Raw genomic sequence first — 21,920 nt, forward strand, 5'->3', positions numbered from 1 at the left:
CCATGACAAAGATCTTGCTGGAAAGGCAGGGATACCGCGTGCTGGCGGCAAACAGCCCAAGCGAGGCGCTCCGGCTCGCCCAGGAACACGCCGCCGACATCCGGCTCCTTATGACCGATGTGGTCATGCCCGGGATGAACGGGCGGGAACTGGCGAAAAATCTGGCGCCGCTCTGCCCGAAGGTGAAGTGCCTCTTCATGTCCGGATATACGGCCAACGTCATCGCCCATCACGGTGTGCTGGATGAGGGGGTATACTTTATCTCGAAGCCGTTTTCCCTGCCCGATTTGGCGGCCAAGGTGCGTGAGGTGCTGGATCGGTGAGGGAAAGGCGGGGAACCTGCGAAGGTGACGCGTGTTTGCCCCTGCCGGCTGGCTGGGGCAATGGGGGAAAGGCTGACACGTCATGAGCAAAATGATCGGCATCTTGACTTCCGGGGGCGACAGCCCCGGATTGAACGCGGCGATCCGGGGGGTCGGCAAGGCGCTCCTGGGACGGTACGGCATGAAGGTGATCGGGTTCCGCGACGGCTTTCGCGGCATGATGGAAAACCGGACCCAATTGCTGGATTCGGCCGCGCTCTCGGGCATTCTTACCCTGGGCGGCACGATCCTGGGCACGAGCCGTGACAAGCCCTACGCCATGCCGGTTGCCGGCAAGCTGATGGATATGACCGACGTTATTGTGGAAAACTACCGCAAGCACCACTTGGATGCGTTGGTTTGCCTGGGCGGCGGCGGCACGCAGAAGAACGCCTATCATCTGATGAAGCAGGGGCTGAATGTGATTACCCTGCCCAAGACCATCGACAACGACGTGGTCCTGACCGATGTCTCCTTTGGCTACGACACCGCACTCGGCATTGCCACGGAAGCGGTGGATCGGTTGCACAGTACCGCCCACAGCCACCATCGCATCCTCGTCCTGGAGCTGATGGGCAACAAGGCGGGGTGGCTGGCCTTGGGGGCCGGCATTGCCGGCGGCGCCGATGTCATCCTGATTCCGGAAATACCCTATGATGTGAAGCAGGTTGCCGCGGCAATCATGCGCCGCAGTCACAGCGGGCAGGGGTTCAGCATCGTTGCCGTGGCCGAAGGCGCCGTTTCCCGGGAAGATGCCGCCAAACTGGCCGAAGGGGGCAAGGACAAAAAGAAAAAAGAGCAAAAACAGCAGGCCCAGGAACGGATTGCCGACAGCAAGCCGGGCAACAGCCTGCAATTGGCCCGGCAACTGGAAGAACTCACCGGCCTGGAATCGCGCCTCACGATTCTGGGCTACCTTCAGCGCGGCGGGACGCCTTCGGCTGGCGACCGTCTCTTGGCCACGCGCCTGGGCACGGTCTGCGCCGACCTCATCCATAAAGGCGAATTCGGCGTCATGGTGGCGGCGCGGGGCGATGGCGTCAAGCCGGTGCCGCTCAAGGACGTGGTGGGGAAGCGCAAGACCGTGCCGCTGGATCACGACTGGGTTAAGAGCGCCAGGAGTGTGCATACCTGTTTTGGGGATTAGGACAGGGGAGGGGGAACTCGTCATACGCAAAGACTCACACCGGTTGCAAAGCACCAGGCCGGTATGAGTTATTTTTGTAGCAAAATGATACAAATTGCGGCGCCCGAGGGGATTTCAGGCGCCGTTTTTCGTTTGATAATAAGGTGATAAGGCTCTTGCTCTGTTTGTGTTAATTTTATCAACAATTTGAAATTGCGTTGAAATTTGGGCTTGGGTGGGGTAGAAGGAGGCGTGGGTGGAAAAAAGTGACGAGCTGAATTGCCCTTGGTCAGGTATCCATTCTATATATAATGAAAAATATAGACGCGCCCCCTCTATTCTTTTTGGCCTGTTTCTTGTCCTCTCAGATAAAATAAATGGAAATACTAAATGAGTTCATGTCTTCATAAAAATAATAAAAGAGCAATACAAGTTACTGATAAATATTTGAGAAATAAAAGATACTCATGCCTATTTCCTGGATGTAATGAGACAGCGATTCAATCACATGCTATCCAACGTGCTTCGTGTGCTGAAGCTCTAGCCACTAATGGTGTTGTTTACTCTCTGCAACAATCATATAACATGGCGATTAAGAATAATTCAGCCACTGATCCGCTACATGTCGTAAAAGTTGGTATTAATGACGCTAGTGTGTTCAAGGGTTTCTGCCCTGCCCATGATACGATGCTCTTCGCACCGGCAGAAGCTCCGCCTATGGGCAAAAATGACGGAATGTATATTTCACTTCATCTGCGCGCACTTGCTTTAGAATACTGTCGAAAAAGACGACACGCTGATTTTTTAAGAAAGATGGCTGGATTTATTGTTAATCCAGAAGGACGACAATCATATCTTTCTGTCGCCGATATGCATGATAGATTTTGTAGTAACTTTATGGCGTTATATTTAGGCAGTACATTTAATATTATTCTTGGCTCCAGTATTGATAGTATTGAATATTTTGTAATAAATTTCTCTCAAAATTTGTTAGTTTCATGCTGTGGCTGCTTCAATGTTGAGCCAGATGAATTTGAATCAGTAGTCGCTTACAATCTAATTTCCTACTCAGAAGGTTCGTTACTTGTGCTCACAGTATTTAAGGCCGTTGAGAGGTTTTTGGATGCCTTTCTGGAAAATTATAATCAGCCTCAGAGGATAGAGCAACTAGTCAACGATATTGCCTTTTTTAGGTGCGAGGAACCACTCATTTCTCCTCGGCTGTGGTTGTCGCTGAATGATGAAGAGAGACTTGCTGTACGACGTTCCCTTCGACATCCTGATTATAGGGATGAAATTGAGGCCCCAAGAATTATCAAGCTCACAAAAGCCGACTCTGAGCAATTTGCAGTGCCAAAAGTGCTGGCACGAACGCCCCACTACACAGCAATAATGAACGATCTGGGAAAACTTGTGTGTCCTAACAAATTGTAAATGGGTAATTCCAGGGACATCATACTTAATTCCAAACTATGATTTGTGTTATTTGCCAAAGAAAAAGGCTTTGCAGGAAAAACCCGCAAAGCCCTTATTTATCTGTGGTGCCGGAGGCCGGGGTCGAACCGGCATGGGGTTGCCCCCGCTGGATTTTGAGTCCAGTGCGTCTACCAATTTCACCACTCCGGCAGGTCTCGGCACTATACTGTAACCATACGTGCCCGTCAAGGGTAAATAGCCTTGTTCCCCGTTGCCGGGGGGCAGGGGATGGGGGTGTCGAGAAAAACGTAAAAAAGTTTCAAAATAATATTGACAGCGACGGCGTCATCTGGTAGTTAATTACTTCCTTAGTCAATGGGGCTGTAGCTCAGTTGGGAGAGCGCTTGAATGGCATTCAAGAGGTCGACAGTTCGATCCTGTTCAGCTCCACCAGAAATTCAAGGGGTTAGGCGATACGCCTAACCCCTTTTTCTGTTCCGATTTGGCGCTTTTGCCACCTGGTGACAAAAGCGCCTCCATTCCACGAGGTAGTGCCATGTCCGTATCCGCCGAACGTACCGATCTGGCCGGCTATGCCTGCATCAGCGCCAACTCGCGCGGCCGGAAGCATGCCGAGGAGTTTCGCGACGATCGCCCGGCCTTCGAGCGGGACCGGGACCGTATCATCCACTGCGCCGCCTTCCGGCGCCTGGAGTACAAGACCCAGGTGTTCGTCAACCACGAAGGGGACTATTACCGTACCCGCCTGACCCATTCCCTGGAGGTGGCCCAGATCGGCCGCGCCATCGCGCGCCGCCTGCACCTGAACGAGGAATTGACCGAGGCGCTGGCCCTGGCCCACGACCTGGGGCACACCCCTTTCGGGCATACCGGCGAGGAGGTGCTGAATCGCCTCATGGTGGGGCACGGCGGGTTCGAGCACAACCTGCAGTCCTTCCGCACGGTGGACGAGCTGGAGGAGCGCTACCCGGAATTCAACGGCCTGAACCTGACCTGGGAACTGCGCGAGGGGATCATCAAGCATTCCAGCCCCTACGACGCCCCGTCGGAGATCATGGCCGGGTTTCTGCCGGGCGTGGTGCCCTCCCTGGAAGCCCAGATCATCAACTATGCCGACGAGATCGCCTACAACAACCACGATATCGACGACGGCCTCAAGTCCGGGTACATCACCCTGGAGATGCTGGAGCATATCGAAATCTGGCGTCAGGCCAGCGACGGGATACGCCGGAAGTACCCGGCAATCGACACCAAACGCCTGATTTTCCAAACCATCAGCACCCTGATCGGCCTGTTGATCGGCGATATCTGCGCCACCGTCGCCGCCAACCTGGAGCGGTACGCCATCGTGTCGCAGGACGACCTGCGGCGGGTCAACCGGCCCATGGTGCATTTCAGCGAAGCCATTACGCTGCAGAACATGGAGCTGAAGCGCTTCCTCTTCGAACACCTGTATCGCCATCACAAGGTCGACAAGATGCGGGTCAAGGCGGAGATCTTCATCACCCGGCTGTTCGAGACCTATCTCCGTTTTCCGAACCTGCTGCCCCCCAAATACCGGGCGCGGTTCGACCGTTTCGGCCTGGAACGGGTGGTCTGCGATTATATTGCCGGCATGACCGACCGGTTTGCGCTGGATGAATACAAGCGGCTCTTCGAGCCGTACGAGCGGGGCTAAGAGATGCAGCAGGCAGAGAAGCAGGACGGCACCTACGATTTTTACGCCTTTCTGGCGCGCATGCGCTACATCAGCCGCTGGGGCCTGATGCGCAATACCGTGCCGGAGAATATCCAGGAGCACAGCCTGGATGTGGCGGTGATCGCCCACGCCCTGGCCATGATCCGCAAGACCTATTTCGACGGCAACCTGGACCCGTCACGGGCCGCGTTGTACGGCATCTTCCACGACGCCAGCGAGATCTTCACCGGCGACATGCCCACCCCGGTCAAGCACTTCAACCCCAATTTCAAGCGTTCCTTCCACCAGTTGGAGGATCGGGCGCGCCGCAAGCTGTTGGCCATGCTGCCGCCCGAGCTGGCCAGGGAATACGAGCCGCTCTTCTTTTTCGAGGGGGACGAGGAGTACCGTGCCCTGATCAAGGCGGCCGACAAGATCGCGGCCCTGGTCAAGTGCATCGAAGAGGGAAAATCCGGCAATGTGGAGTTCCGGCGGGCCGGAGCCGAACATTTTGAGAGTCTTTCCGCCAGCCCGCTCCCCGAGGTGCGCTATTTCCTGGAGAAGTTCCTGCCCGGTTACCGGCTGTCGCTGGACGAGTTGCGCCTGGGGTAGCGACCGGCGTGCCGCAATGTTTCCCCTCCCCGGCTTTTCTCCGCAAGGGGGGAGAGGGCGATATCCATAAAAAACGCGCCCGGCAGACCTGCCGGACGCGTTTTTTTTGTCGAACTCAATGAGCTTGCTGCGGATCAGCGGGTGGCTGAACCCTTCATGGTGGCCATAAGGCCCTGGAGCAACGCCTTTCGGGTGGCGTCATCCATCCGGGCATGGGGATGGGCGATGCGGTACTGGAAGGGGGGCATGTCCCCCGACTCCACCTCCCTGGTCACCCTGTCGGGTTTCTCGCCCTTGGCCGCACCCCCCTGCCACTGGGAAAAGTTCAGGTGTTCCCGCGCTTCCGCAACATCGCGGTAGACCAGCCAGGAGGCCGGGGCGATCCGCGAATACCAGGGCCACACGGTTTCGTTGCTGTGGCAATCGAAGCAGGCCTGCTTTACGAGGTCGCGCGTGGCGGGGCTGTCCCAGGCAGGTTCGCGCACCACCGGCGGATTCGTGTGGTCTTTCCCGTAAGGGACCAATTGGCTGGCCGCGGCCAGGATGATGATCATGGCCAGCGATTTGCGGACGATGCTCATGGCTATGCTCCTTTCCGGTGCAGGATCGCCCGGCGGGTGCAGCGGCCCGGAATCAGGCGATCAGGTACGGGGTGACGGCCCCCTCGTTCATGTCGTTTGCGACGGTGATGATCTCTTCGCTCCCGCTGCAGCGGACCTTGATCCGGCAGGCGGCCGCCTGCTCGGCTTTGGTGTAGCGCAGCAGGATGCGCGCCGCCAGCTCGATGCCGGCCGGGTCCTGGGCACCGACGATGACCCCTGCCGGTGTGTTGCCGTCCATCCAGGTAAGGGCCGTCTCGCCCGCCTGCATGACGTTTTCCAGCAGGTTGTTATCCGCTTCGTTGCGGCCGATGATGACCTTGGTGCGCGCCCCGATGCGGAAGTGGCGGCCGATCTTGAGCAGGCGGCAATCCCGCAGGTTGAGCTCGTCGCTGTGGTCGAAGACGTCCCGGACCTTGGGGACGAAGGAAAGCTCGGTCAAAAGACAGCCGCCGGCGGGGCAGGGGTAGTTTTTCACGTCCATCTCGTCGGCCAGTTCGATCTGATCCTTGCGGGAACGCCCCTTGATGGCGAGGAGCTTTTCCCGGTCAATCCACCCCTCGCGCTCGGGGAGGGTCGGAGCGAAGAACTGGGCCGACAACGGCCGCAGCAGCAGGTCTTCCAGGCCGCTCTCCCGTTCGATCACCCGCATGGCGTCGCGGCGCTGGCTCATGGGGCGCTGCCCGAGCACTTCGCCGGTGATGACGAAGTCGGCGCCGCTCTCGGCCATATATTCCTTTGCCTTGCGCAGCAGGTAGATGCGGCAGTCGATGCAGGGATTGATCCCCTTGCCGTATCCGTGGCGCGGGTTGCGCACTACCTCCAGGTAGTCGAGCCCCTTGTTCATTACCTTGATGGGGATCTGGAACTCCTCGGCCACGCGGACCGCCTCGGATTTGCAGCCGGCGTTCTTGCCGGTGCAGGTGCAGAAGGGAGAGGTGAAGTTGAGGGCCTCGACGTCGATGCCCAGGTCGAGCATCAGTTTGACGGCCAGGGTGGAATCGAGCCCCCCGGAGAGGAGGGCCAGTGCTTTGCGTTTCATCGTGAACTCCTGGGGCTCCATGATACGGCCTATCGTGAGCGGAAGGCGCCGTATTACGGGACCGGTGATGTTGGCTTGGATAAACTGCCGGCAGGCAATGGTGTTTTTATAACCCTTCAATTTACCCTGTCACAATTTGAATTTCAAGCATAAAGCAAATATAATCTTTTAGTGCTGTGTTCATGCCGCGGTCAGGGATGGAAACTACCGTTTCATGCCGGAAAATGTGGTTACCTCCACCGCTAGCTGCAATGATTGGGTCGTTTATCTCATACAGCCGGGAACGTTGTGCGAAGGGACCATCGGGTGGATGGTGGACCATGAGGTGGTATGGCGATGGCGGTCGTTGCGACCAGACGGAGAGTAAGAGTGTTAATTTTTTTAACACTCTTAAAAATGTGTTGTTGTTGCAGGTAGTTGTGTAGTGTTAATTTTTTTAACACTTTTGAATTTGTTTAATAATATCAAATTATTATGGCTGTCATCAAAATGTTAATTTTATTAACATTTTGGGTAAGCCCAGAGGGCCATGGCGGGAACAACATCTCTACATATTGAGGCGTTTCATCTTTTCGACCAGGGTTGTCCGGTTGATGCCAAGCAGTGCCGCGGCCTTTGCCTTCACCCCGCCGGCCATGGCCAGGGCCTGCGCGATCAACGATTTCTCGATGGTGGCGAGGGAGGCAGCCATGTCGATCCCCTGTTCGGTCAACTCGACGCACGGTCCGCCGGAAGTCCTCATCTGGCCGCCGATCCCTGGCGGCAGGTCCTCATAGCGGATGACATCCCCCTCCGTCAGGGCCACCAGCCGCTCCACCATGTTTTCCAGCTCCCGTACGTTGCCCGGCCAGCCGTACTCTTCCAGCGCCTCCAGGGCTTGCTTGTTGATGGTCATGGGAGCACGCGCCATCACCCGGCAGCACTTTGAGAGAAAATGTTCCACCAGCGCCATGATGTCGTGACGGCGTTCCCGCAGGGGAGGGAGGTGGAGGGGGATGACGTTGAGGCGGTAGAAGAGGTCCTCGCGGAACCTGTTCTGGCGGACCTCTTGTTCCAGGTCCAGGTTGGTGGCCGAGATGATCCGCACGTCCAGCTTGACCGGCTTGTTCGAGCCGACCCGTTCCAGTTCCTGCTCCTGGATGACGCGCAAAAGCTTGGTCTGCAGGTGCTGGGGCATGGTCCCGATCTCGTCCAGGAAGATGGTCCCGTGGTTGGCTGCCTCGAATTTGCCCGCCTTATCCCTGATGGCGCCGGTGAAGGCGCCGCGCACATGGCCGAACAGCTCGCTCTCCAGCAAGGCTTCCGGAATGGCGCTGCAGTTGACGGCGATGAACGGCTTGTCCCGGCGGTTGCCGTTATAATGGAGAGCCCGGGCGACTAGCTCCTTGCCGGTGCCCGATTCCCCGCTGATCAATACGCTCGAATCGGTCTTGACGATGCGGGCCATCCGTTCGAAGACCAGGGTCATGGCCGGGGAGGTGCCGATGATGTTGCTGAATTCGAAACGCTTCTGGAGTTGCTTGCGCAGGTAGATGTTTTCGGAGAGAAGCTGCTGCTTTTCCAGCGCCTTGCCGATAACCAGCTTCAGTTCGTCGAAGTTGACCGGCTTGGTTATGTAGTCGCAGGCCCCTTCCTTCATGGCCCGCACCGCTGTTTCGGCGGAGGCGTGGCCGGTGATGACGATGACCTCGGTGGAAGGGGAGAGGGCGCGGGCGGTCTGCAGGATGTCGAACCCGCTTTTGTCCGGCAGGAACAGGTCGGAGACGATCAGCTTGAACGGCTCCTGGGTCATGAGGCCAAGGGCCGCTTCGCCGGTGGCTGCCGAAGCGACGCTGTACCCGACCGATTTGAGGAGCAGTTCCAGGGCCTCGCGCCCCGAGTCGTCGTCGTCGATCAGGAGGATGCGGGTGTCATGTGTCATCGTGCGCACCTCAACTAAACCTTCTAACAGGCTATTGAACCCCCTAGGTTGTTCAAAAATAGTCAGATCGTCGCACCCGGAGAAAGTCTTGCGGAGGCGTAGCAAGCGCTACGCCGCACGAAAGGGCTTTCGAGGACGGCGGCGAGATGGCTGTTTTTCAACAACCTTTTAAACGTTGAAGCGGAAATGCATCACATCCCCGTCCTTTACCACATATTCCTTGCCCTCCAGGCGCATGAGCCCCTTCTCCTTGGCCCCGGCCTCGCCGTTGCAGGAGAGGAAGTCGGCGTAGGCGATCACCTCGGCCCGGATAAACCCCTTTTCAAAGTCGGAGTGGATCACGCCGGCAGCCTGGGGGGCCTTGGTGCCGTTGACGATGGTCCAGGCCCGCACCTCCTTGACGCCGGCGGTGAAATAGGTGATCAGTCCCAGGAGTTCGTAGCCGCTGCGGATCAGGCGGTCCAGGCCCGCTTCCGCCAGCCCCATGTCGTGGAGGAACGCCTGTTTCTCCTCGCCCTCCAGTTCCGAGATCTCCGCTTCGAGCTTGCCGCAGATCACTACCGAGCCGGCGCTTTCCGCCGCGGCGATCTCCCGGACCTGGGCCACAAAGGGGTGCTCGCCCCCCAAGTCGTCCTCGGCCACGTTGGCCACGTACAGTACCGGTTTGTCGGTCAGAAGGTGCAGGTCGCGCAGCCAGAGCCGCTCATCCTCATTTTCCGCCACGCCGTGGAGCTTTTTCACCTGCTCCAGGAGCCCTTTGACCCGCTGGTAGAAGGCAACCTCGTCCTTGGCCTTCTTGTCCCCGCTGCGCGCCATCTTGTCGGCCCGCAGGATCTTCTTGTCCACCGTGTCCAGATCGGCCAGGGCCAACTCGGTATTGATCACCTCGATGTCGTCGGCCGGCGAGACGCGGCCGCTGACATGCACCACATTCTCGTCGTCGAAACAGCGCACCACGTGGACGATGGCGTCCACGCTCCGGATATGCCCCAGGAACTGGTTGCCGAGCCCCTCACCCGAACTGGCGCCCTTGACCAGGCCGGCGATGTCCACGAACTCGATGGTGGTCGGTTGGATCTTCTGCGGCTTGACGATGGCCGAGAGCTGATCCATGCGCGGGTCGGGCACCTGGACGATCCCCACGTTGGGGTCGATGGTGCAGAAGGGGTAGTTGGCCGATTCGGCACCGGCCGAGGTCAGTGCGTTGAAGATGGTGGATTTGCCCACGTTGGGCAGCCCGACGATACCGCAGTTAAAACCCATGATTTCACCCTTAATAAAGTACTATTCAAACGTCGATTCTTCCACAATATTGAAAATCATAATCTGCCACAGAGACACAGAGACTCAGAGAAAACCAAAATCAGAGATAAGACTAAAAAACAACAATACCATTTCTATTTATCAAAAGACGGTTGTGTTTTTCTCTGTGTCTCTGTGTCTCTGTGGCAGGTCTTGTCATGATTTCAGCCTTCCAGAAAGTTGCGGTTGTTGAACATGCTCATGGCCTTGGGCAGGCCTTCGTCCAGCATCATCTCCAGCATGTCCAGGCCGCCGTCGATGATGTTGGGGAGGGTCTCCATCTGGTCCGGCGGGATGGTGCCCAGGACATAGTTGCTCGTATCGCCGTGGACCGGTTTGCCGATGCCGATACGCAACCGGACGAAATCACCCTTGCCGAGCTGTTCCATGATGGAGCGCAGGCCGTTGTGGCCGCCATGTCCGCCCCCCTGTTTGAAGCGCGCCGTTCCGAACGGCAGGTCGAGTTCGTCATGGACCACGATCAGGTGCGACAGGGGGAGCTTGTAAAACTGGAGCGCCTGCATGACCGACTTTCCCGAGAGGTTCATGAAGGTCTGGGGCTTGAGCAGGATCAGGCGGTTGTCGCCGTGGTTCCATTCGCCCGCGAGCCCTGAAAATGTCTTGCGGGTTATGGAGATGTTTTCCCGGTGGGCCAGGCGGTCCAAAAAAAGGAAACCCGCATTGTGGCGGGTCCATTGATACGTGGGGCCGGGATTGCCCAGCCCCGCTATGAGTAATGTCTTCATGCGATGAAACGGATCCGGTTAGGCGGCCGGTTCGGCGGGGGCGGCCTCTTCTTCTTCCTTGGCCCTGCCGAGGACGCTGACCACGGGGGTCTTGGGGTTTTCGAGCAGTTTGACCCCTTCCGGAAGGGGAATCTCGCTGATGTGGATCGAGTGGGCGATCTGCAGCTCGGTAATGTCGATCTCAATGTGGTCGGGGATGTTGCCCGGCAGACATTCCACGTGCAGTTCGTGATGGGCCAGGTCCAGCAGGCCGCCTTCCTTGACCCCGGCGGCGGTGCCCTTCAGGGTGACCGGGACCGTGACGCGGAGTTTTTCGTTCATGTTGACGCGGTGGAGGTCAACGTGGCGATAGGTGCCCTTGAGGGCGTCACGCTGCATATCGGCAATGATGGCCATGCTCTGGTCCAGGCTGCCGCCTCCCACCAGGGTGATCAGGTTGTTCTGGCCGCCTTCGCCCGCCAGGGCGCTCTGAAGATCGCGATATTTGATGCTTACCGCAACCGGATCCATCCCCTTGCCGTACACGACGCCGGGGACCATGTCGGCATTCCTCAACTGGCGGCTGATGCCCTTGCCGGTCTTCGATCTCAGCTCGATGTTCATCTGTTTCTGTTGCATACTGTTCCTCCCATGTAGTGATGGGGCGGGCCCCACCCTGTACAGTTATAAAAATATGTCCTTATTGTTCAGAACCCTTAATTCGAAGCAGCCGCACAGAATACTATACCACTATACAAAGAGTGAGCTGACGGATTCTTCCTCATGGATGCGGCGGATCGCCTCCGCCAGAAGCCCCGACACGGACAGCGTCGTGATCTTCGATGTCATGCTTTCCTTGTCTCCCAGAGGGAGGGTATCGGTCAATACGACCTCGGCGATCTCCGAGTTGTTGATGCGTTCGATGGCCGGACCGGAGAGCACGCCATGGGTGGCGCAGGCATAGACGGCGGTGGCGCCGTTGTCCTTGAGCGCCTTGGCCGCCTGGGTCAGCGTTCCGGCGGTGTCGATCATGTCGTCCAGGATGATGGCGATCTTGCCGCGCACATCGCCGATCAGGTGCATGACCTCGGCAACGTTGGGGCCGGTGCGGCGTTTGTCGATCACCGCCAGGGAGCATTCGAGCCGTTTGGCGAAGGCCCGGGCGCGTTCGGTGCCGCCCGCATCCGGGGTTACCATCACGATCGGCTGGCCGTCGAAACGGTTCTTCAGATGGTTGAGGATGACGGGCGCAGCATAGAGGTTGTCCACCGGGATATCAAAGAATCCCTGGATCTGGCCGGCATGCAGGTCAACCGTCACCACCCGGTCGATCCCGGCCGTGGTGATCAGGTCGGCCACCAGTTTGGCGGTGATCGGGGTGCGCGGCGCCGCCTTGCGGTCCTGGCGGGCGTAGCCGTAATAGGGAACCACGGCGGTGATGGTCGCGGCAGAGGCCCGTTTGAGGGCGTCGGTCATGACCAGCAGTTCCATCAGGTTGTCGTTGGTCGGGGCACAGGTGGACTGGATGACATAGACATCGCGGCCACGGACGTTTTCGTTGATTTCAACCATGACCTCGCCGTCCGAAAACCTGCGGACACGGGCCGCGCCCAGCGGCACCTTGAGGGCCTCGCAAATTTTCTGGGCAAGGGTGGGGTTGGAGTTGCCGGAAAAGACTTTGATCTTGTCGAGCATAATGGTTTGTCTGCCTCTCAGCCGAAAAGGACCATGCCGGGCTTTACGCGCGGAAATCCCTGAATTTCCAAAAAGGAAATAAAAGATATACTAAAACGACCGCCAAAATGCAACCTCTTTCGATCATGAATCGCTTATTCCCTGCCGGCGACCCAAAATCAGGCCCGGACACGCATCGGTCCTGCCATGGGCGGGGGTCAACCCCGCAATACGATCCCCTCGGCCAGGGCGAACAGGAGAAACCGGGCCGCCTCGTCGGCCTCAAGCCCCAGGCCGGCAGCGATGCGCCCGGCCGGGTCCCTGCCGTTCAGGCGTTCCAGGAGGCGGAAATAGGGCTCGGCCAGGGATTCGGTGCAGACGCCGTCGCGGCTTGGATAGATGGCGGCACAGGAACCGGCCGGAGCCAGGGTGTCGGCCAGGCGGCGGATGTCCGGCACGCCGGCATCCAGTATCTCCAGGATCTCGTAGTGGAATTCCGCCAGGCGGACCGATCCCGCCAGCCGCAGGGGGGCACGCAGGAGCTTCCCCCCGTCCGTGGTCCGTCCCGGCCGTTTTTCCGGCGGGGTCAGGAGCGCGGCGGCATAGTGATAGTGGTAGTCCACGAGGTCGAGAACCACCGGCAGGAGCCGTTTCAGGCCGGGCCTGCGGAACGCGCTGTCCAGAAAGTCCCGCTGGAGCCGCCAGACTGCACGGTCGTCCAGGTCCTTCTCGTCGATCTGCGGGCCGTGCACGGTCGGCAGCCATTGGGCGAACCGGTGCAGAAAACCGCTGGGGGATACCTTGAGTGCCTTGGCCGCCTCGTTGAACCAGGCTACGGCTTTGCCCCGGGTGTAGAAGATGTCGCAGGCCGTTGCCAGGCGTTGCGCCTCGGCCATGTCGCCGGCCGTGAACGAGGGGGAGGAGAGGAGGGTGTAGGGTGGGTGGGGCAGGTGGTCGAGGCCGATGGCGGCGCTTCGGTCGGCAAGTGCTGTGCCGGGCAGCACCGCCAGGGGGAAGATGTCCAGATGGTTGGGGTAGAGCGCCAGGGCGAAGTCCAGGCTGCGGCGGAAACCGGCCAGGGTGTCGCCGGGCAGGCCGTAGATGAGGTCGAAGCCGAAGGTGGCCCCGCTTTCGTTGAGCAGCCCGACCCGGGCGGCAAAGTCGTCGGGGCGGAAGGAACGCCCCACCCCGTGCAGGACGCGGCTGTCGGCGCTTTGCAGGCCGATCTGCAGTGAACAGGTGATGTGGGCGAAGAGATCGGCCAGTTCCCGGTCGATGAATTCGCTGCGGACTTCGAAGTGGAAATGGATGTGGGGCGCGATTTTTCCGATCAGCTTCAGGATGCTCTTGGCCCTTTTCACATCCTGATTGAACGTGGAGTCGAGCACGAAGACCTGGGCAACCCCCCCCTTGGCGAAACAACGCAACTCGGATTCGATCCGCTCCAGGGAAAAACGCCGCACGCCGTGCTGGCCGCGGGAATCGAAGCAAAAATCGCAGGTAAAGCCGCACCCGCGGGAAAGCTGCCACAGGATGCCCGGGTAACGGCCGAAATCCAGGATGCCCTCCAGGTAGGGGGAGGGGATGGCGTCCAGGCCGGGCAGGGGCGTGGCGGGGGTAAACCGCGGTGCCGCGCCCGGCAGGAGTATGCCGGGAATTCCCTCCAGGGGGGCGCCAGCGGCAAGCCGCGTACAGAGGGTCCTGAAAGGCTGCTCCCCTTCACCCGTAATGACCAGGTTCAGAGGGGACCCGTCGAGGACGCCGTGGGGGTCGGCCGTTGCCTCCGGTCCGCCGGCGAAGAGCAGCACCCGGGGCATGCTGCGGCGCACTTCGGCCGCGATTGCCAGGCAGGCGGCGCGGTTCCACACATACAGCGAAAAGCCGATGGCCGCCGGCTGCCTCTCCAGCAGCTTCTGGGCGCATGCGCGGGGGTCGTCACCGGCAAAAAAGTCCTCCAGGCCGATTGCCACGCCTGTTTCAGCCGCATAGCCTTTCAAAAAGGCGGTGGCAAGGGGGAGCGCCTGGGGAGAGGGGGCGGTATGAAGTGAGACAAGGGTGATGCGCACTGGTGCGAATCCTTTCCAAGGGGCGTCTCGTGTATGACGCGGCGGTGTGCGGCCGAAACAATGAAAAAGGGCTAGCTTGGCAAGCTAACCCTTCATGATGACGTTCACGGTAGATACTGTGTGAGGATTACTATGGTCTTTGGTAAAAGTCAATAACAAAATCAATATGTTTGCGTGATGTGGCGAAGCGTGCCGGAGGTCGTCGGCTCTCTGCTTGCCCTGTCTGCGTTGTTGTATACCGGCAAATAATGTGCGTAAGTCGTCGTCAAGCCGCATTTTTATTGGCAATTTGTCAATGGTTTGTGATATGTGTATGAAAAATAGCAAGAAGTAGCGCATAAACCTGAAAGCGGTCGTGGCAAGAATCTCGTCTGATCTACAAGAAGCAATGCTCTGATTCATGTACGGATGCCTTCATTGCGGAGGCTAATTCATAGAGCTCGAAAGGAGAGCACAATGACCAAGGCAGAGCTGGCAGTAAAGATCGCAGAGGCGGCAGGAATCACCAAGACGCAGGCTGAAAAGGCCCTCAAGGGGTTCATCGATGCTACGACCGCAGCACTCAGGAGTGGCGAGAAGGTCACCCTGATCGGCTTCGGCACCTTCAGTGCGGTCACGCGAAAGGCTCGTACCGGAAGAAACCCCCAGACCGGCAAGGCGCTCAAGATTCCGGCCAAGACCGTTGGCAAGTTCTCCGCGGGCAAACCCTTGAAAGACCTCAAGGCTTCTGCGCCCAAGAAAGCTGCTCCCAAGAAGGCGGCGGCTCCCAAGAAAGCCGCTCCCAAAAAGGCAAAAAAGAAATAGCTCCGCATTGCGGGCGCCTTCGGGGGCCCACGATGGCCGGGCACCACACTCTGCAAAGGCCGTTTTCGCATGGGAAACGGCCTTTGCAGTAAATTTCCCCCGGAGTTCTCTTTCCCGCGACCGCAGCAGACGAGGGGCACGAGCCTATGGACGAGCAACACCCTCCCGACGTAACCACATTCGGCCCCCGGCTTGCCGGGATTCGCAGGCGGCGCCGTTTTTTTTTCGGGACGGTCGCCATCTACATACCGGCCATGTGGATCATCCATTCGATTTCACCCACCTACCGCACCATGGGCACCGCCATCGGGATATGGGTCGTCATCCTCGTCATCGCTATGTTCCGGTCGGCTGTTTGCGTCTGTCCACGCTGCGGCAACCTTTTCCATGTCAATGGCATGACCCTGCTCTATTTGCGCAAATGTCTCCATTGCCAGCTCCACATAAACGCCGACAAAAAACCCGCGAATAGCTGAAAATACTGCATCGGCCCCTTCTTTCATCACCGCATTTCCTTATTTCCTTCGCATTTCTTCCATATTTTACAATTACCCTCGCCCTGACAGCAACAGCCGTACTGTGAGCCCGGAGACGTATGAGCGTCTCCCGATGTCATGAGCGTGAAGGGGTCGTAAGGTCATGGAGACGAAATTACTCGAAGAAACCCTGGTGCAGCAGCTGCAGCTGTTTGAGGAACTGCACGCCCTCCTTGAGCAGGAAACCGATGAACTCGCCCGGATGAATCTTGATGCCATGGAGGACGTGAATCGGCAGAAGAAGGATCTTGCGGAGCGCGTCGAGGCCCATAACGGTTCGCTGCGCCGCATGATCGCCATGATTGCGTCGGAGCAGGGGCTGGCATCGGGCGTCACGCTGGGGAGCATCGCCGCTGCCATGGGCCACAAGGGGGACCTCGTCCGGTTGCGCCACAAGCTCACCGTGGCGGCGCAGCGCGTCCAGGACACCGCCGCCGTGAACAGCACGATTTCGGAACGTTTCGCCAGGACTGCGAGCATGACGCTCGGCCATCTGAGCCGCCAGATCAACCGGTCGAGCGTCTACGGTGCATCGGGGGGCTATCAGCAGAGATCGTCCGTGGCGGTCATGATCAATAGGGAGGCATGAATATGAGCCTTAGTTCGGCGCTGCAAATAGGAAGGAGTGGTCTCGGTGCGTACCAGACCGCCATTGACGTAACCGGTGAAAATATCGCCAATGTCAATACCGCCGGCTATTCCCGCCAGACGGCGGAGCTCGAAACGGCCCCCCAGACAACCACGAGCGGCCTGTCCTTGGGGAACGGCGTGAGCGTCGCTTCCATAGCGCGCTCTTACGATGCCCTGCTGCAGAGTGAGATCGTGGGCGCCCAGACCGAGCAGGGATACGACACCACCACGTATACCGCGCTCCAGGCGGTTGAACCCTCCTTCAATGAGGTCTCCACCGACGGGTTGGGGGCGGCGATCAGCGACTTTTTCGGGTCATGGCAGGATCTGACCAACAACCCCACCGGCACGGCCGAGCGGCAATCGGTTCTGACCGCCGCCCAGAACCTGGTGGACAACTTCAATTCCGTCAGCAAGACCCTTTCGGACAGCATCACGGGGGAAAATACCTCCCTGGTGACGTTGACGGACAGCATCAATCAGAATCTGACGAGTATCGCCGACCTCAACGGCCAGATCAGGACCATCGAGCAGGCCGGCGGCAACGCCAACGAGCTGAAGGACCAGCGGGATCAGAAGATTCAGGATCTTTCCCAGCAGATCGGGATTACCTATACGGAAAACAGCGACGGCACCACGGATGTGAACTTTGCCGATAGCGGCGCAGCCCTGGTGAGCGGGACCAAGGCCGGTTCGTTTTCCCTGGTCACCAATGCCGCAACCGGGCTCTACGATGTCAGCCTGACCGCAGCCGGGGACACCGCTGCCGTCCAGGTCACGCCGGCATCGGGCAAGCTCGGCGCAACCATCGACCTGCGCGACTCCATACTACCGGAGTACCAGAGCAAGATCGACGCCTTGGCGACCGGCATCGCCACGGCGGTCAATGCCCAGCAGCAGGCCGGCTACGACCTGACCGGCGCGGCCGGGATCGCCCTGTTCAGCCCCGCAACGAGCGGGGCGACCATTGCCGTCAACGCAGCCATAACCAGCACGGACCAGATTGCCGCTTCGTCGAGCGCCTCCGCGAAAGGGGACAGCGGCAATGCCCTGCTGCTTGCGGACCTGGCCAACGATACCTCGGCCATGTCCGGTTCGACCTTCGGCGGTTATTACAACAACCTGGTCACCCAGGTCGGCCAGGATGTGCAGAACAGCAAGAACAACGTCACCCAGGACGAAGCCTATACCACCCAGTTGAGCACGCTGCGCGAATCGAACTCGGGCGTATCCCTGGACGAAGAGCTGATCAATCTCACCAAGTACCAGAAATCGTATGCGGCTTCGGCCAAGTTGATCACGACGGTATCCGATATGATGGATACGGTTTTGGGACTCATCCGGTAGGAAGGGAATGTCATGAGAATTTCGTCGAACACGTCGGCTATCAATTCAATCTACAATTTGCAGAAGGGGCAGGCGACCTTCAACAGGCTGACCGAGTTGACGACATCGGAGCAGAATGTCAACCGGCCGAGCGACGACCCCACGGCCACGAGCACCCTGCTCAATATCGGCGATACGCTCAAGGCCATCGACAAGTACTCCACCAACATAACCAAGGCCACCACCTTCCTTACCATCACGAATAACGCCCTGACCGGAATCTCGGACACCATTTCCCAGGCCAAGGAACTCGTCGCTTCCATTTCCGACGGCAGCGACAGCGCAACGGAACGGCAGAGCGTCCATGACCAGTTGGTTTCCCTGAAAAAGCAGATCATCGATTATGCCAATACCCAGTCGGGCGATAATACCTACGTGTTCGGCGGCACCAGCAATTCAACGGCGCCGTTCAGTTACACGAGCAACTCCTACGGCGGGGACGGCAACCAGTCCCAGGTGGAGATCGCCGAGAACTCATACCAGAGCCTGACGGTGACGGGAGATCGCCTCCTGAAGGGGGCCGGTTCCAATCCCAGCTACGGCTCGACGGATATTCTGCAAACGCTGGACAACCTGATCAGCGCCGTGGGGGACAGCACCACCGCGAGCGATGCCACGGCCATCCAGCAGGGGGCCAAGGATTTGGAGGCCGGGGCCTCCCAGATCAACAATGCCCAGATCGATGTGGCCGCCCGGATGAAACGCCTCGAAACGATGGCCACCATGAACACCAATAGCAAGAACACCCTGGAAAACGTCGTCAGCGACATCCAGAACGTGGATCTGACGACGGTGGGCGTCCAGTTGAGCCAGCAACAGAGCGCATACGAAGCGGCCCTGGCCGCAACGGCCAAGATATCTTCCCTGTCGCTCCTGGATTACCTGTAACTGCTCGGTGCTGCCCTGATTGTGGTGTTGGTGAGAAACGCAAGGCCCGGCCTCGGCGTTTCTGGCGAGGCCGCATGAATGCCGGAGAAAGCTGAACCTACGGGGAAACTGCCGAAGCGAGCGGTGCGCCGAATGCCGGTTGATGGGAGGCGGGGGTAGTCAAGCCTTTGTCTGCCTGTGCCACGAGTTGTCCTTCATAGCCGATCAGTTCCTGGGCCGTCTTCAACGCCTTGTAAAGCCTGCCTGATGCAATGCAATCCCTGATCTCGACAAAATAGCGCCGGCTGCTGGGAGCGGCCGCGGCCATCTCCTGCTCCAACTCCGCAAACGCCTCCAGGTATTTCGGGCTGCGGGCATCGTTATCGATGTACATGAGTTGCAGGATGAAGTAGATCCGGCGCGCCGGGGTCGTGGCGCCGGCCTCCGTCATGATGTCTTTCTGGCGGAGTATGGCGACGCTGTTGTTCTCCACGATGAAGTTGACCGGTGTACCGCCGCATTTGATGACGGCCCCGCCCAGGATGATCTTTTCATACGGCTTGAGATGGAGTTTCAGCGACATCGATTCGCCCCGTGTGGTCGTTGTGTGAAATTACGGATGGAGGGGAGATTCTCTCCCCTCCATTCTTTTTGTATCGAGGTACCTTTTAGAACAGTTTCAGGACAGCCTGTGCTGCCTGGGAAGCGAGGCTGAGCGACGTGATGCCCAGGCTCTGGCGGGTCTGCAGCATCAGCAGGTTGGCGCCTTCCTGGTTGGTGTCGGCCAGGGTCAGGTTGTCGGCGCCGGTCTGGAGCGTGTTGACCATGTTGTCGGTGAAGGTCTGACGGGTGGTGACAACGCTCAGGTTGGCGGACAGCGAAGACGACTGGCTGCGCAGGGTGTTGAGTGCATTTTCGAGCTGGGTGGCCGAAGACTGGATGTTGCTGGTGCCGGCGGTTGCGTCCGTATTGCCCCAGTCGAGGTCGCCGCTGACGGCGGTGCCGCCGCTGGTGGCGGAAGCGGTGCTCAGGCCCAGGCCGGTTGCCGTGGCGTCGAAGCCCTTGATCTGCAGGGTGGCGGCGGCGGTGGCGGGGGCGAATTCAACGGTCTGGTTCTGGCCGTTGAGGAAGTTGGTGCCGCGGTAGCCGGAGTCGCTGGCCAACTCGGTGATCTGGGTCATCAGGGTGTTGAAGGTGGTTGCGTAGGTGTTGCGGTCGGTAACGTTGCTGGTTGCCAATGCGGCCTGGGCGACACCCTGGGCGGACTCGATCAGGGAGGTGATGCCGGTGATGCCTGCGTTGGCGGCGGAAACCATCTGCACGGCCTCGCTCATGCCGTCCTTGCGGGACGACAGGTCGGTGGCGCGGGCGGTAGCGGTCTGGGCGGCAAAGAAGTTGGTCGGGTTGTCGAGAGCGGTGTTGACCTGTTTGCCGGTGGACAGCCTGGTCTGGGTCCTGCTGATCAGTTTGGTGGTGTCCTGGAGGGACAGCAGGTTGTTGCGCATGCCGCTGGTGAGGGAAATGTCATTGATTGCCATGGTTACTACTCCTTTCTAGGGTGTGTGCGGTAATTCTTACCGCGTGGTGCGGATTGAATCCGGTTGTTCTGCGTCGTGCCGGTACGGCCTGTTCTTCACCCCCTTTCGCGATAGAATGGGATAACCGGATCGACACCGGAAAAAGGTGGCTTTCGGGCTCCCGGCATCCGTAGAGAACATGAAGTCCCATTGGCATTTTCAGTATCTATCGGCCCTAAATGAGGAGGAAATGTGGCCAAAATAAGGAAACGTGAAACAATCTCGAACAGCGTTGCGATATTCGGGAGGATCGTGAACCAAGGCGCGGGCCGAGCCGCCATTTTTTGCACATTTCGGGATGCCGGCCGTGCGATGGTGCGACATCGTCATGAAGCTAAAATCCCTCCCCGGCAAAGCCGTCTATCTGGTTGGCGCTGGGGTCCATGGTCTTGCCGCTGCTGTCCGTGCCGTTGAAGCTGAAGACGATCCGGGAGGTATCGATGGTTCCCGTCGACGTGCTGTTCTGCCTGATGGAAAAGAAGATCGTTGCCTCCTGGGTGGTCGCGTCGTACATAACCCGGGTGGGCAGGGGCGAGACGACGGTATCCGTGGAGCGATAGGCGCCGTTGTCGTACAGCCCGGTATCCTTGTTGATGGTCGCCCCCCGGGCCTTGGTGATGCTCCAGTTGCTGATGTCCATGACCGAGCCGGCGTCCATCTCGGAGTCGAACAGAAAGGTCACCGAGACCTCTTTGGCGGCGTCCGGCTGAACGAAATCCGTGTCGATGGCCAGAAGCGGCACCGCGCCGAGGGTTGTGTTGAGGGTGCTTTTCGATGTGTCTATGGCGGTGATCTTGGGCTGGCTGACCATGTTTTCGAGATCGGTGGCATAGGTGGTCGCCTCGGTCGTATCCAGATTGGTCAATGCCGTAATCTGGGCTTCCACCTGGTCTTTCTGGCCGTTTTTGTAGTAGGCGTTGCCCAGTTCGTAGATTGCGGCGGCAAAGCCGGATTTAAGTTCAATGGCCTTTTGCAGTACCGGGATGGCGTCGCTTGACTTCCCCTGTTCGTTAAGGCTCAGGCCCAAACCGTAGTAGGCGTTGCCGTCCTCGGGCGACAGCTTGATGGTCGTCCTGAAGTAGGTTTCAGCCTCTTGCGGTTTGCCTTCCTTGGTGAGGAGCTGCCCGAGGGTATAGGGTGCCACGACATTCGAGGGATCGGCGTTCATGGCCGCCTTCAGTTCCTTTTCGGCGGCGTCGTTCTGGTTGTCCTGTATATAGATATTGGCCAGGGCCACGTGAATGTCGTCCTGGGTGTTGTCCAGCTTGAGCGACTGCTTATAGGCGGCAATCGCCTCCTTGTCCTTGCCCAGGGCCGCATAGGCTTTGGCCAGATAGTTATAGGCGGTCTTGTTGTTTCCCGTGCCGTTGTCGGCGTTGTAGGAGATGGCCATCCTGAAGGAGTTGACCGCCTGCTGGTATTTGCCGTTCTGATAGAAGGTCAGGCCGTTGTTCAGCGCCGTATTGGAGGCGCTCTGGCGATTCGTCGTGTCCACCATGGCGGCAAATATGGAGCTGAGGCTGTCAGAACCGATGACCGATGCCATAGCAGAAACTCCTTCCCCTGTGTGTGGTTG

Annotated in this window: 21 protein-coding genes and 2 tRNA genes; 10 read left to right on the forward strand and 13 right to left on the reverse strand. The window is 58.9% G+C overall.

Translation table 11 applies throughout. The annotated features are described in order from the left end of the window. The first annotated feature begins 2 nt into the window (after positions 1 to 2). The 3 genes from FO488_RS19665 (at position 3) to FO488_RS07455 (ending at position 2,922) form a co-directional block, all read left to right on the forward strand. The gene (locus FO488_RS19665) at positions 3 to 323 is read left to right on the forward strand and encodes a response regulator (RefSeq protein WP_205743377.1); all 321 of its coding nucleotides are present in this window, start codon (positions 3 to 5) and stop codon (positions 321 to 323) included. 82 nt (positions 324 to 405) lie between these two features. Further along, entirely contained in the window at positions 406 to 1,509 is a 1,104-nt protein-coding gene (locus tag FO488_RS07450; protein ID WP_149209977.1) for a 6-phosphofructokinase, read from the forward strand. A 369-nt stretch (positions 1,510 to 1,878) separates the two neighbouring features. Further along, on the forward strand, positions 1,879 to 2,922 hold the full coding sequence (locus FO488_RS07455; protein ID WP_149209978.1) for a hypothetical protein: 1,044 nt from the start codon (positions 1,879 to 1,881) through the stop codon (positions 2,920 to 2,922). A gap of 105 nt (positions 2,923 to 3,027) precedes the next feature. Here the strand turns inward: FO488_RS07455 and FO488_RS07460 are convergent. After that, positions 3,028 to 3,114, reverse strand: a tRNA-Leu gene (locus FO488_RS07460). A gap of 167 nt (positions 3,115 to 3,281) precedes the next feature. Here FO488_RS07460 and FO488_RS07465 point away from each other — a divergent pair. The 3 genes from FO488_RS07465 (at position 3,282) to yfbR (ending at position 5,215) form a co-directional block, all read left to right on the forward strand. Beyond that, positions 3,282 to 3,357, forward strand: a tRNA-Ala gene (locus FO488_RS07465). Positions 3,358 to 3,460: 103 nt separating this feature from the next. Beyond that, a complete protein-coding gene (locus FO488_RS07470) occupies positions 3,461 to 4,603 on the forward strand; it encodes a deoxyguanosinetriphosphate triphosphohydrolase (RefSeq protein WP_149209979.1) in 1,143 nt (380 codons plus the stop codon). A 3-nt stretch (positions 4,604 to 4,606) separates the two neighbouring features. After that, complete coding sequence (gene yfbR, locus FO488_RS07475) at positions 4,607 to 5,215, forward strand: 5'-deoxynucleotidase (RefSeq protein ID WP_149209980.1); 609 nt, start codon at positions 4,607 to 4,609, stop codon at positions 5,213 to 5,215. A 134-nt stretch (positions 5,216 to 5,349) separates the two neighbouring features. Here yfbR and FO488_RS07480 read toward each other — a convergent pair whose 3' ends face one another. From FO488_RS07480 to FO488_RS07515, 8 genes are all read right to left on the reverse strand, one after another. After that, positions 5,350 to 5,796, reverse strand: a complete 447-nt coding sequence (locus FO488_RS07480) for a heme-binding domain-containing protein (protein WP_149209981.1) — start codon at positions 5,794 to 5,796, stop codon at positions 5,350 to 5,352. Positions 5,797 to 5,848: 52 nt separating this feature from the next. Further along, positions 5,849 to 6,856, reverse strand: coding sequence for a hypothetical protein (locus FO488_RS07485; RefSeq protein WP_149209982.1), 1,008 nt, complete (start codon positions 6,854 to 6,856; stop codon positions 5,849 to 5,851). Between the two features lie 547 nt (positions 6,857 to 7,403). Then, positions 7,404 to 8,777 carry a sigma-54 dependent transcriptional regulator gene (locus tag FO488_RS07490; RefSeq protein ID WP_149209983.1) on the reverse strand — a complete coding sequence of 458 codons (1,374 nt, stop codon included), beginning with the start codon at positions 8,775 to 8,777 and terminating at the stop codon, positions 7,404 to 7,406. 168 nt (positions 8,778 to 8,945) lie between these two features. Beyond that, a complete protein-coding gene (ychF, locus tag FO488_RS07495) occupies positions 8,946 to 10,040 on the reverse strand; it encodes a redox-regulated ATPase YchF (RefSeq protein ID WP_149209984.1) in 1,095 nt (364 codons plus the stop codon). A 203-nt stretch (positions 10,041 to 10,243) separates the two neighbouring features. Next, complete coding sequence (pth, locus tag FO488_RS07500; protein ID WP_149209985.1) at positions 10,244 to 10,825, reverse strand: aminoacyl-tRNA hydrolase; 582 nt, start codon at positions 10,823 to 10,825, stop codon at positions 10,244 to 10,246. Positions 10,826 to 10,843: 18 nt separating this feature from the next. Continuing rightward, positions 10,844 to 11,443 (reverse strand): 50S ribosomal protein L25, encoded by a 600-nt coding sequence (locus FO488_RS07505; RefSeq protein WP_149209986.1) that lies wholly within the window; start codon positions 11,441 to 11,443, stop codon positions 10,844 to 10,846. A gap of 111 nt (positions 11,444 to 11,554) precedes the next feature. After that, a complete protein-coding gene (locus FO488_RS07510) occupies positions 11,555 to 12,499 on the reverse strand; it encodes a ribose-phosphate pyrophosphokinase (protein WP_149209987.1) in 945 nt (314 codons plus the stop codon). Positions 12,500 to 12,696: 197 nt separating this feature from the next. Further along, positions 12,697 to 14,544, reverse strand: coding sequence for a B12-binding domain-containing radical SAM protein (locus tag FO488_RS07515; RefSeq protein ID WP_149209988.1), 1,848 nt, complete (start codon positions 14,542 to 14,544; stop codon positions 12,697 to 12,699). 408 nt (positions 14,545 to 14,952) lie between these two features. Between FO488_RS07515 and FO488_RS07520 the strand changes: the two genes are divergently transcribed. Continuing rightward, positions 14,953 to 15,348: an HU family DNA-binding protein gene (locus FO488_RS07520; protein ID WP_168205936.1), complete on the forward strand. Its 396-nt coding sequence runs from the start codon at positions 14,953 to 14,955 to the stop codon at positions 15,346 to 15,348. 275 nt (positions 15,349 to 15,623) lie between these two features. On the opposite strand, the gene FO488_RS07525 is transcribed toward FO488_RS07520, so the two are convergent. Beyond that, positions 15,624 to 15,851, reverse strand: coding sequence for a hypothetical protein (locus tag FO488_RS07525; RefSeq protein ID WP_149209990.1), 228 nt, complete (start codon positions 15,849 to 15,851; stop codon positions 15,624 to 15,626). Positions 15,852 to 15,987: 136 nt separating this feature from the next. Here FO488_RS07525 and FO488_RS07530 point away from each other — a divergent pair, with 136 nt between their 5' ends. The 3 genes from FO488_RS07530 to flgL are packed head-to-tail and all read left to right on the forward strand — an operon-like array spanning position 15,988 to position 18,788. Beyond that, positions 15,988 to 16,473 (forward strand): flagellar protein FlgN, encoded by a 486-nt coding sequence (locus FO488_RS07530; RefSeq protein WP_149209991.1) that lies wholly within the window; start codon positions 15,988 to 15,990, stop codon positions 16,471 to 16,473. Positions 16,474 to 16,475: 2 nt separating this feature from the next. Further along, positions 16,476 to 17,861, forward strand: a complete 1,386-nt coding sequence (gene flgK, locus FO488_RS07535; protein ID WP_149209992.1) for a flagellar hook-associated protein FlgK — start codon at positions 16,476 to 16,478, stop codon at positions 17,859 to 17,861. A 12-nt stretch (positions 17,862 to 17,873) separates the two neighbouring features. Further along, positions 17,874 to 18,788: a flagellar hook-associated protein FlgL gene (gene flgL, locus FO488_RS07540; RefSeq protein WP_149209993.1), complete on the forward strand. Its 915-nt coding sequence runs from the start codon at positions 17,874 to 17,876 to the stop codon at positions 18,786 to 18,788. A 97-nt stretch (positions 18,789 to 18,885) separates the two neighbouring features. Here the strand turns inward: flgL and FO488_RS07545 are convergent, their stop codons facing one another. The 3 genes from FO488_RS07545 to FO488_RS07555 form a co-directional block, all read right to left on the reverse strand. Next, a complete protein-coding gene (locus tag FO488_RS07545; protein WP_149209994.1) occupies positions 18,886 to 19,350 on the reverse strand; it encodes a flagellar biosynthesis repressor FlbT in 465 nt (154 codons plus the stop codon). An 85-nt stretch (positions 19,351 to 19,435) separates the two neighbouring features. Then, a complete protein-coding gene (locus FO488_RS07550; protein WP_149209995.1) occupies positions 19,436 to 20,305 on the reverse strand; it encodes a flagellin in 870 nt (289 codons plus the stop codon). 373 nt (positions 20,306 to 20,678) lie between these two features. Next, positions 20,679 to 21,890, reverse strand: coding sequence for a tetratricopeptide repeat protein (locus tag FO488_RS07555; RefSeq protein WP_149209996.1), 1,212 nt, complete (start codon positions 21,888 to 21,890; stop codon positions 20,679 to 20,681). Positions 21,891 to 21,920: the final 30 nt, after the last annotated feature.

The sequence above is a fragment of the Geobacter sp. FeAm09 genome (assembly GCF_008330225.1).
Lineage (GTDB): Bacteria > Desulfobacterota > Desulfuromonadia > Geobacterales > Pseudopelobacteraceae > Oryzomonas.

What these genes read in the sequence shown, in the direction of transcription:
- FO488_RS07505 (WP_149209986.1), bottom strand. Translation starts at nt 11,443, where the DNA reads ATGCAACAGAAACAGATGAACATCGAGCTGAGATCGAAGACCGGCAAG.
- pth (WP_149209985.1), bottom strand. Translation starts at nt 10,825, where the DNA reads ATGAAGACATTACTCATAGCGGGGCTGGGCAATCCCGGCCCCACGTAT.
- FO488_RS07550 (WP_149209995.1), bottom strand. Translation starts at nt 20,305, where the DNA reads ATGGCAATCAATGACATTTCCCTCACCAGCGGCATGCGCAACAACCTG.
- yfbR (WP_149209980.1), top strand. Translation starts at nt 4,607, where the DNA reads ATGCAGCAGGCAGAGAAGCAGGACGGCACCTACGATTTTTACGCCTTT.
- FO488_RS07555 (WP_149209996.1), bottom strand. Translation starts at nt 21,890, where the DNA reads ATGGCATCGGTCATCGGTTCTGACAGCCTCAGCTCCATATTTGCCGCC.
- FO488_RS07510 (WP_149209987.1), bottom strand. Translation starts at nt 12,499, where the DNA reads ATGCTCGACAAGATCAAAGTCTTTTCCGGCAACTCCAACCCCACCCTT.
- FO488_RS07470 (WP_149209979.1), top strand. Translation starts at nt 3,461, where the DNA reads ATGTCCGTATCCGCCGAACGTACCGATCTGGCCGGCTATGCCTGCATC.
- flgK (WP_149209992.1), top strand. Translation starts at nt 16,476, where the DNA reads ATGAGCCTTAGTTCGGCGCTGCAAATAGGAAGGAGTGGTCTCGGTGCG.
- FO488_RS07450 (WP_149209977.1), top strand. Translation starts at nt 406, where the DNA reads ATGAGCAAAATGATCGGCATCTTGACTTCCGGGGGCGACAGCCCCGGA.
- FO488_RS07480 (WP_149209981.1), bottom strand. Translation starts at nt 5,796, where the DNA reads ATGAGCATCGTCCGCAAATCGCTGGCCATGATCATCATCCTGGCCGCG.
- FO488_RS07525 (WP_149209990.1), bottom strand. Translation starts at nt 15,851, where the DNA reads ATGAAAGAAGGGGCCGATGCAGTATTTTCAGCTATTCGCGGGTTTTTT.
- FO488_RS07485 (WP_149209982.1), bottom strand. Translation starts at nt 6,856, where the DNA reads ATGAAACGCAAAGCACTGGCCCTCCTCTCCGGGGGGCTCGATTCCACC.
- FO488_RS19665 (WP_205743377.1), top strand. Translation starts at nt 3, where the DNA reads ATGACAAAGATCTTGCTGGAAAGGCAGGGATACCGCGTGCTGGCGGCA.
- FO488_RS07530 (WP_149209991.1), top strand. Translation starts at nt 15,988, where the DNA reads ATGGAGACGAAATTACTCGAAGAAACCCTGGTGCAGCAGCTGCAGCTG.
- FO488_RS07520 (WP_168205936.1), top strand. Translation starts at nt 14,953, where the DNA reads ATGCCTTCATTGCGGAGGCTAATTCATAGAGCTCGAAAGGAGAGCACA.
- ychF (WP_149209984.1), bottom strand. Translation starts at nt 10,040, where the DNA reads ATGGGTTTTAACTGCGGTATCGTCGGGCTGCCCAACGTGGGCAAATCC.
- FO488_RS07545 (WP_149209994.1), bottom strand. Translation starts at nt 19,350, where the DNA reads ATGTCGCTGAAACTCCATCTCAAGCCGTATGAAAAGATCATCCTGGGC.
- FO488_RS07455 (WP_149209978.1), top strand. Translation starts at nt 1,879, where the DNA reads ATGAGTTCATGTCTTCATAAAAATAATAAAAGAGCAATACAAGTTACT.
- FO488_RS07490 (WP_149209983.1), bottom strand. Translation starts at nt 8,777, where the DNA reads ATGACACATGACACCCGCATCCTCCTGATCGACGACGACGACTCGGGG.
- flgL (WP_149209993.1), top strand. Translation starts at nt 17,874, where the DNA reads ATGAGAATTTCGTCGAACACGTCGGCTATCAATTCAATCTACAATTTG.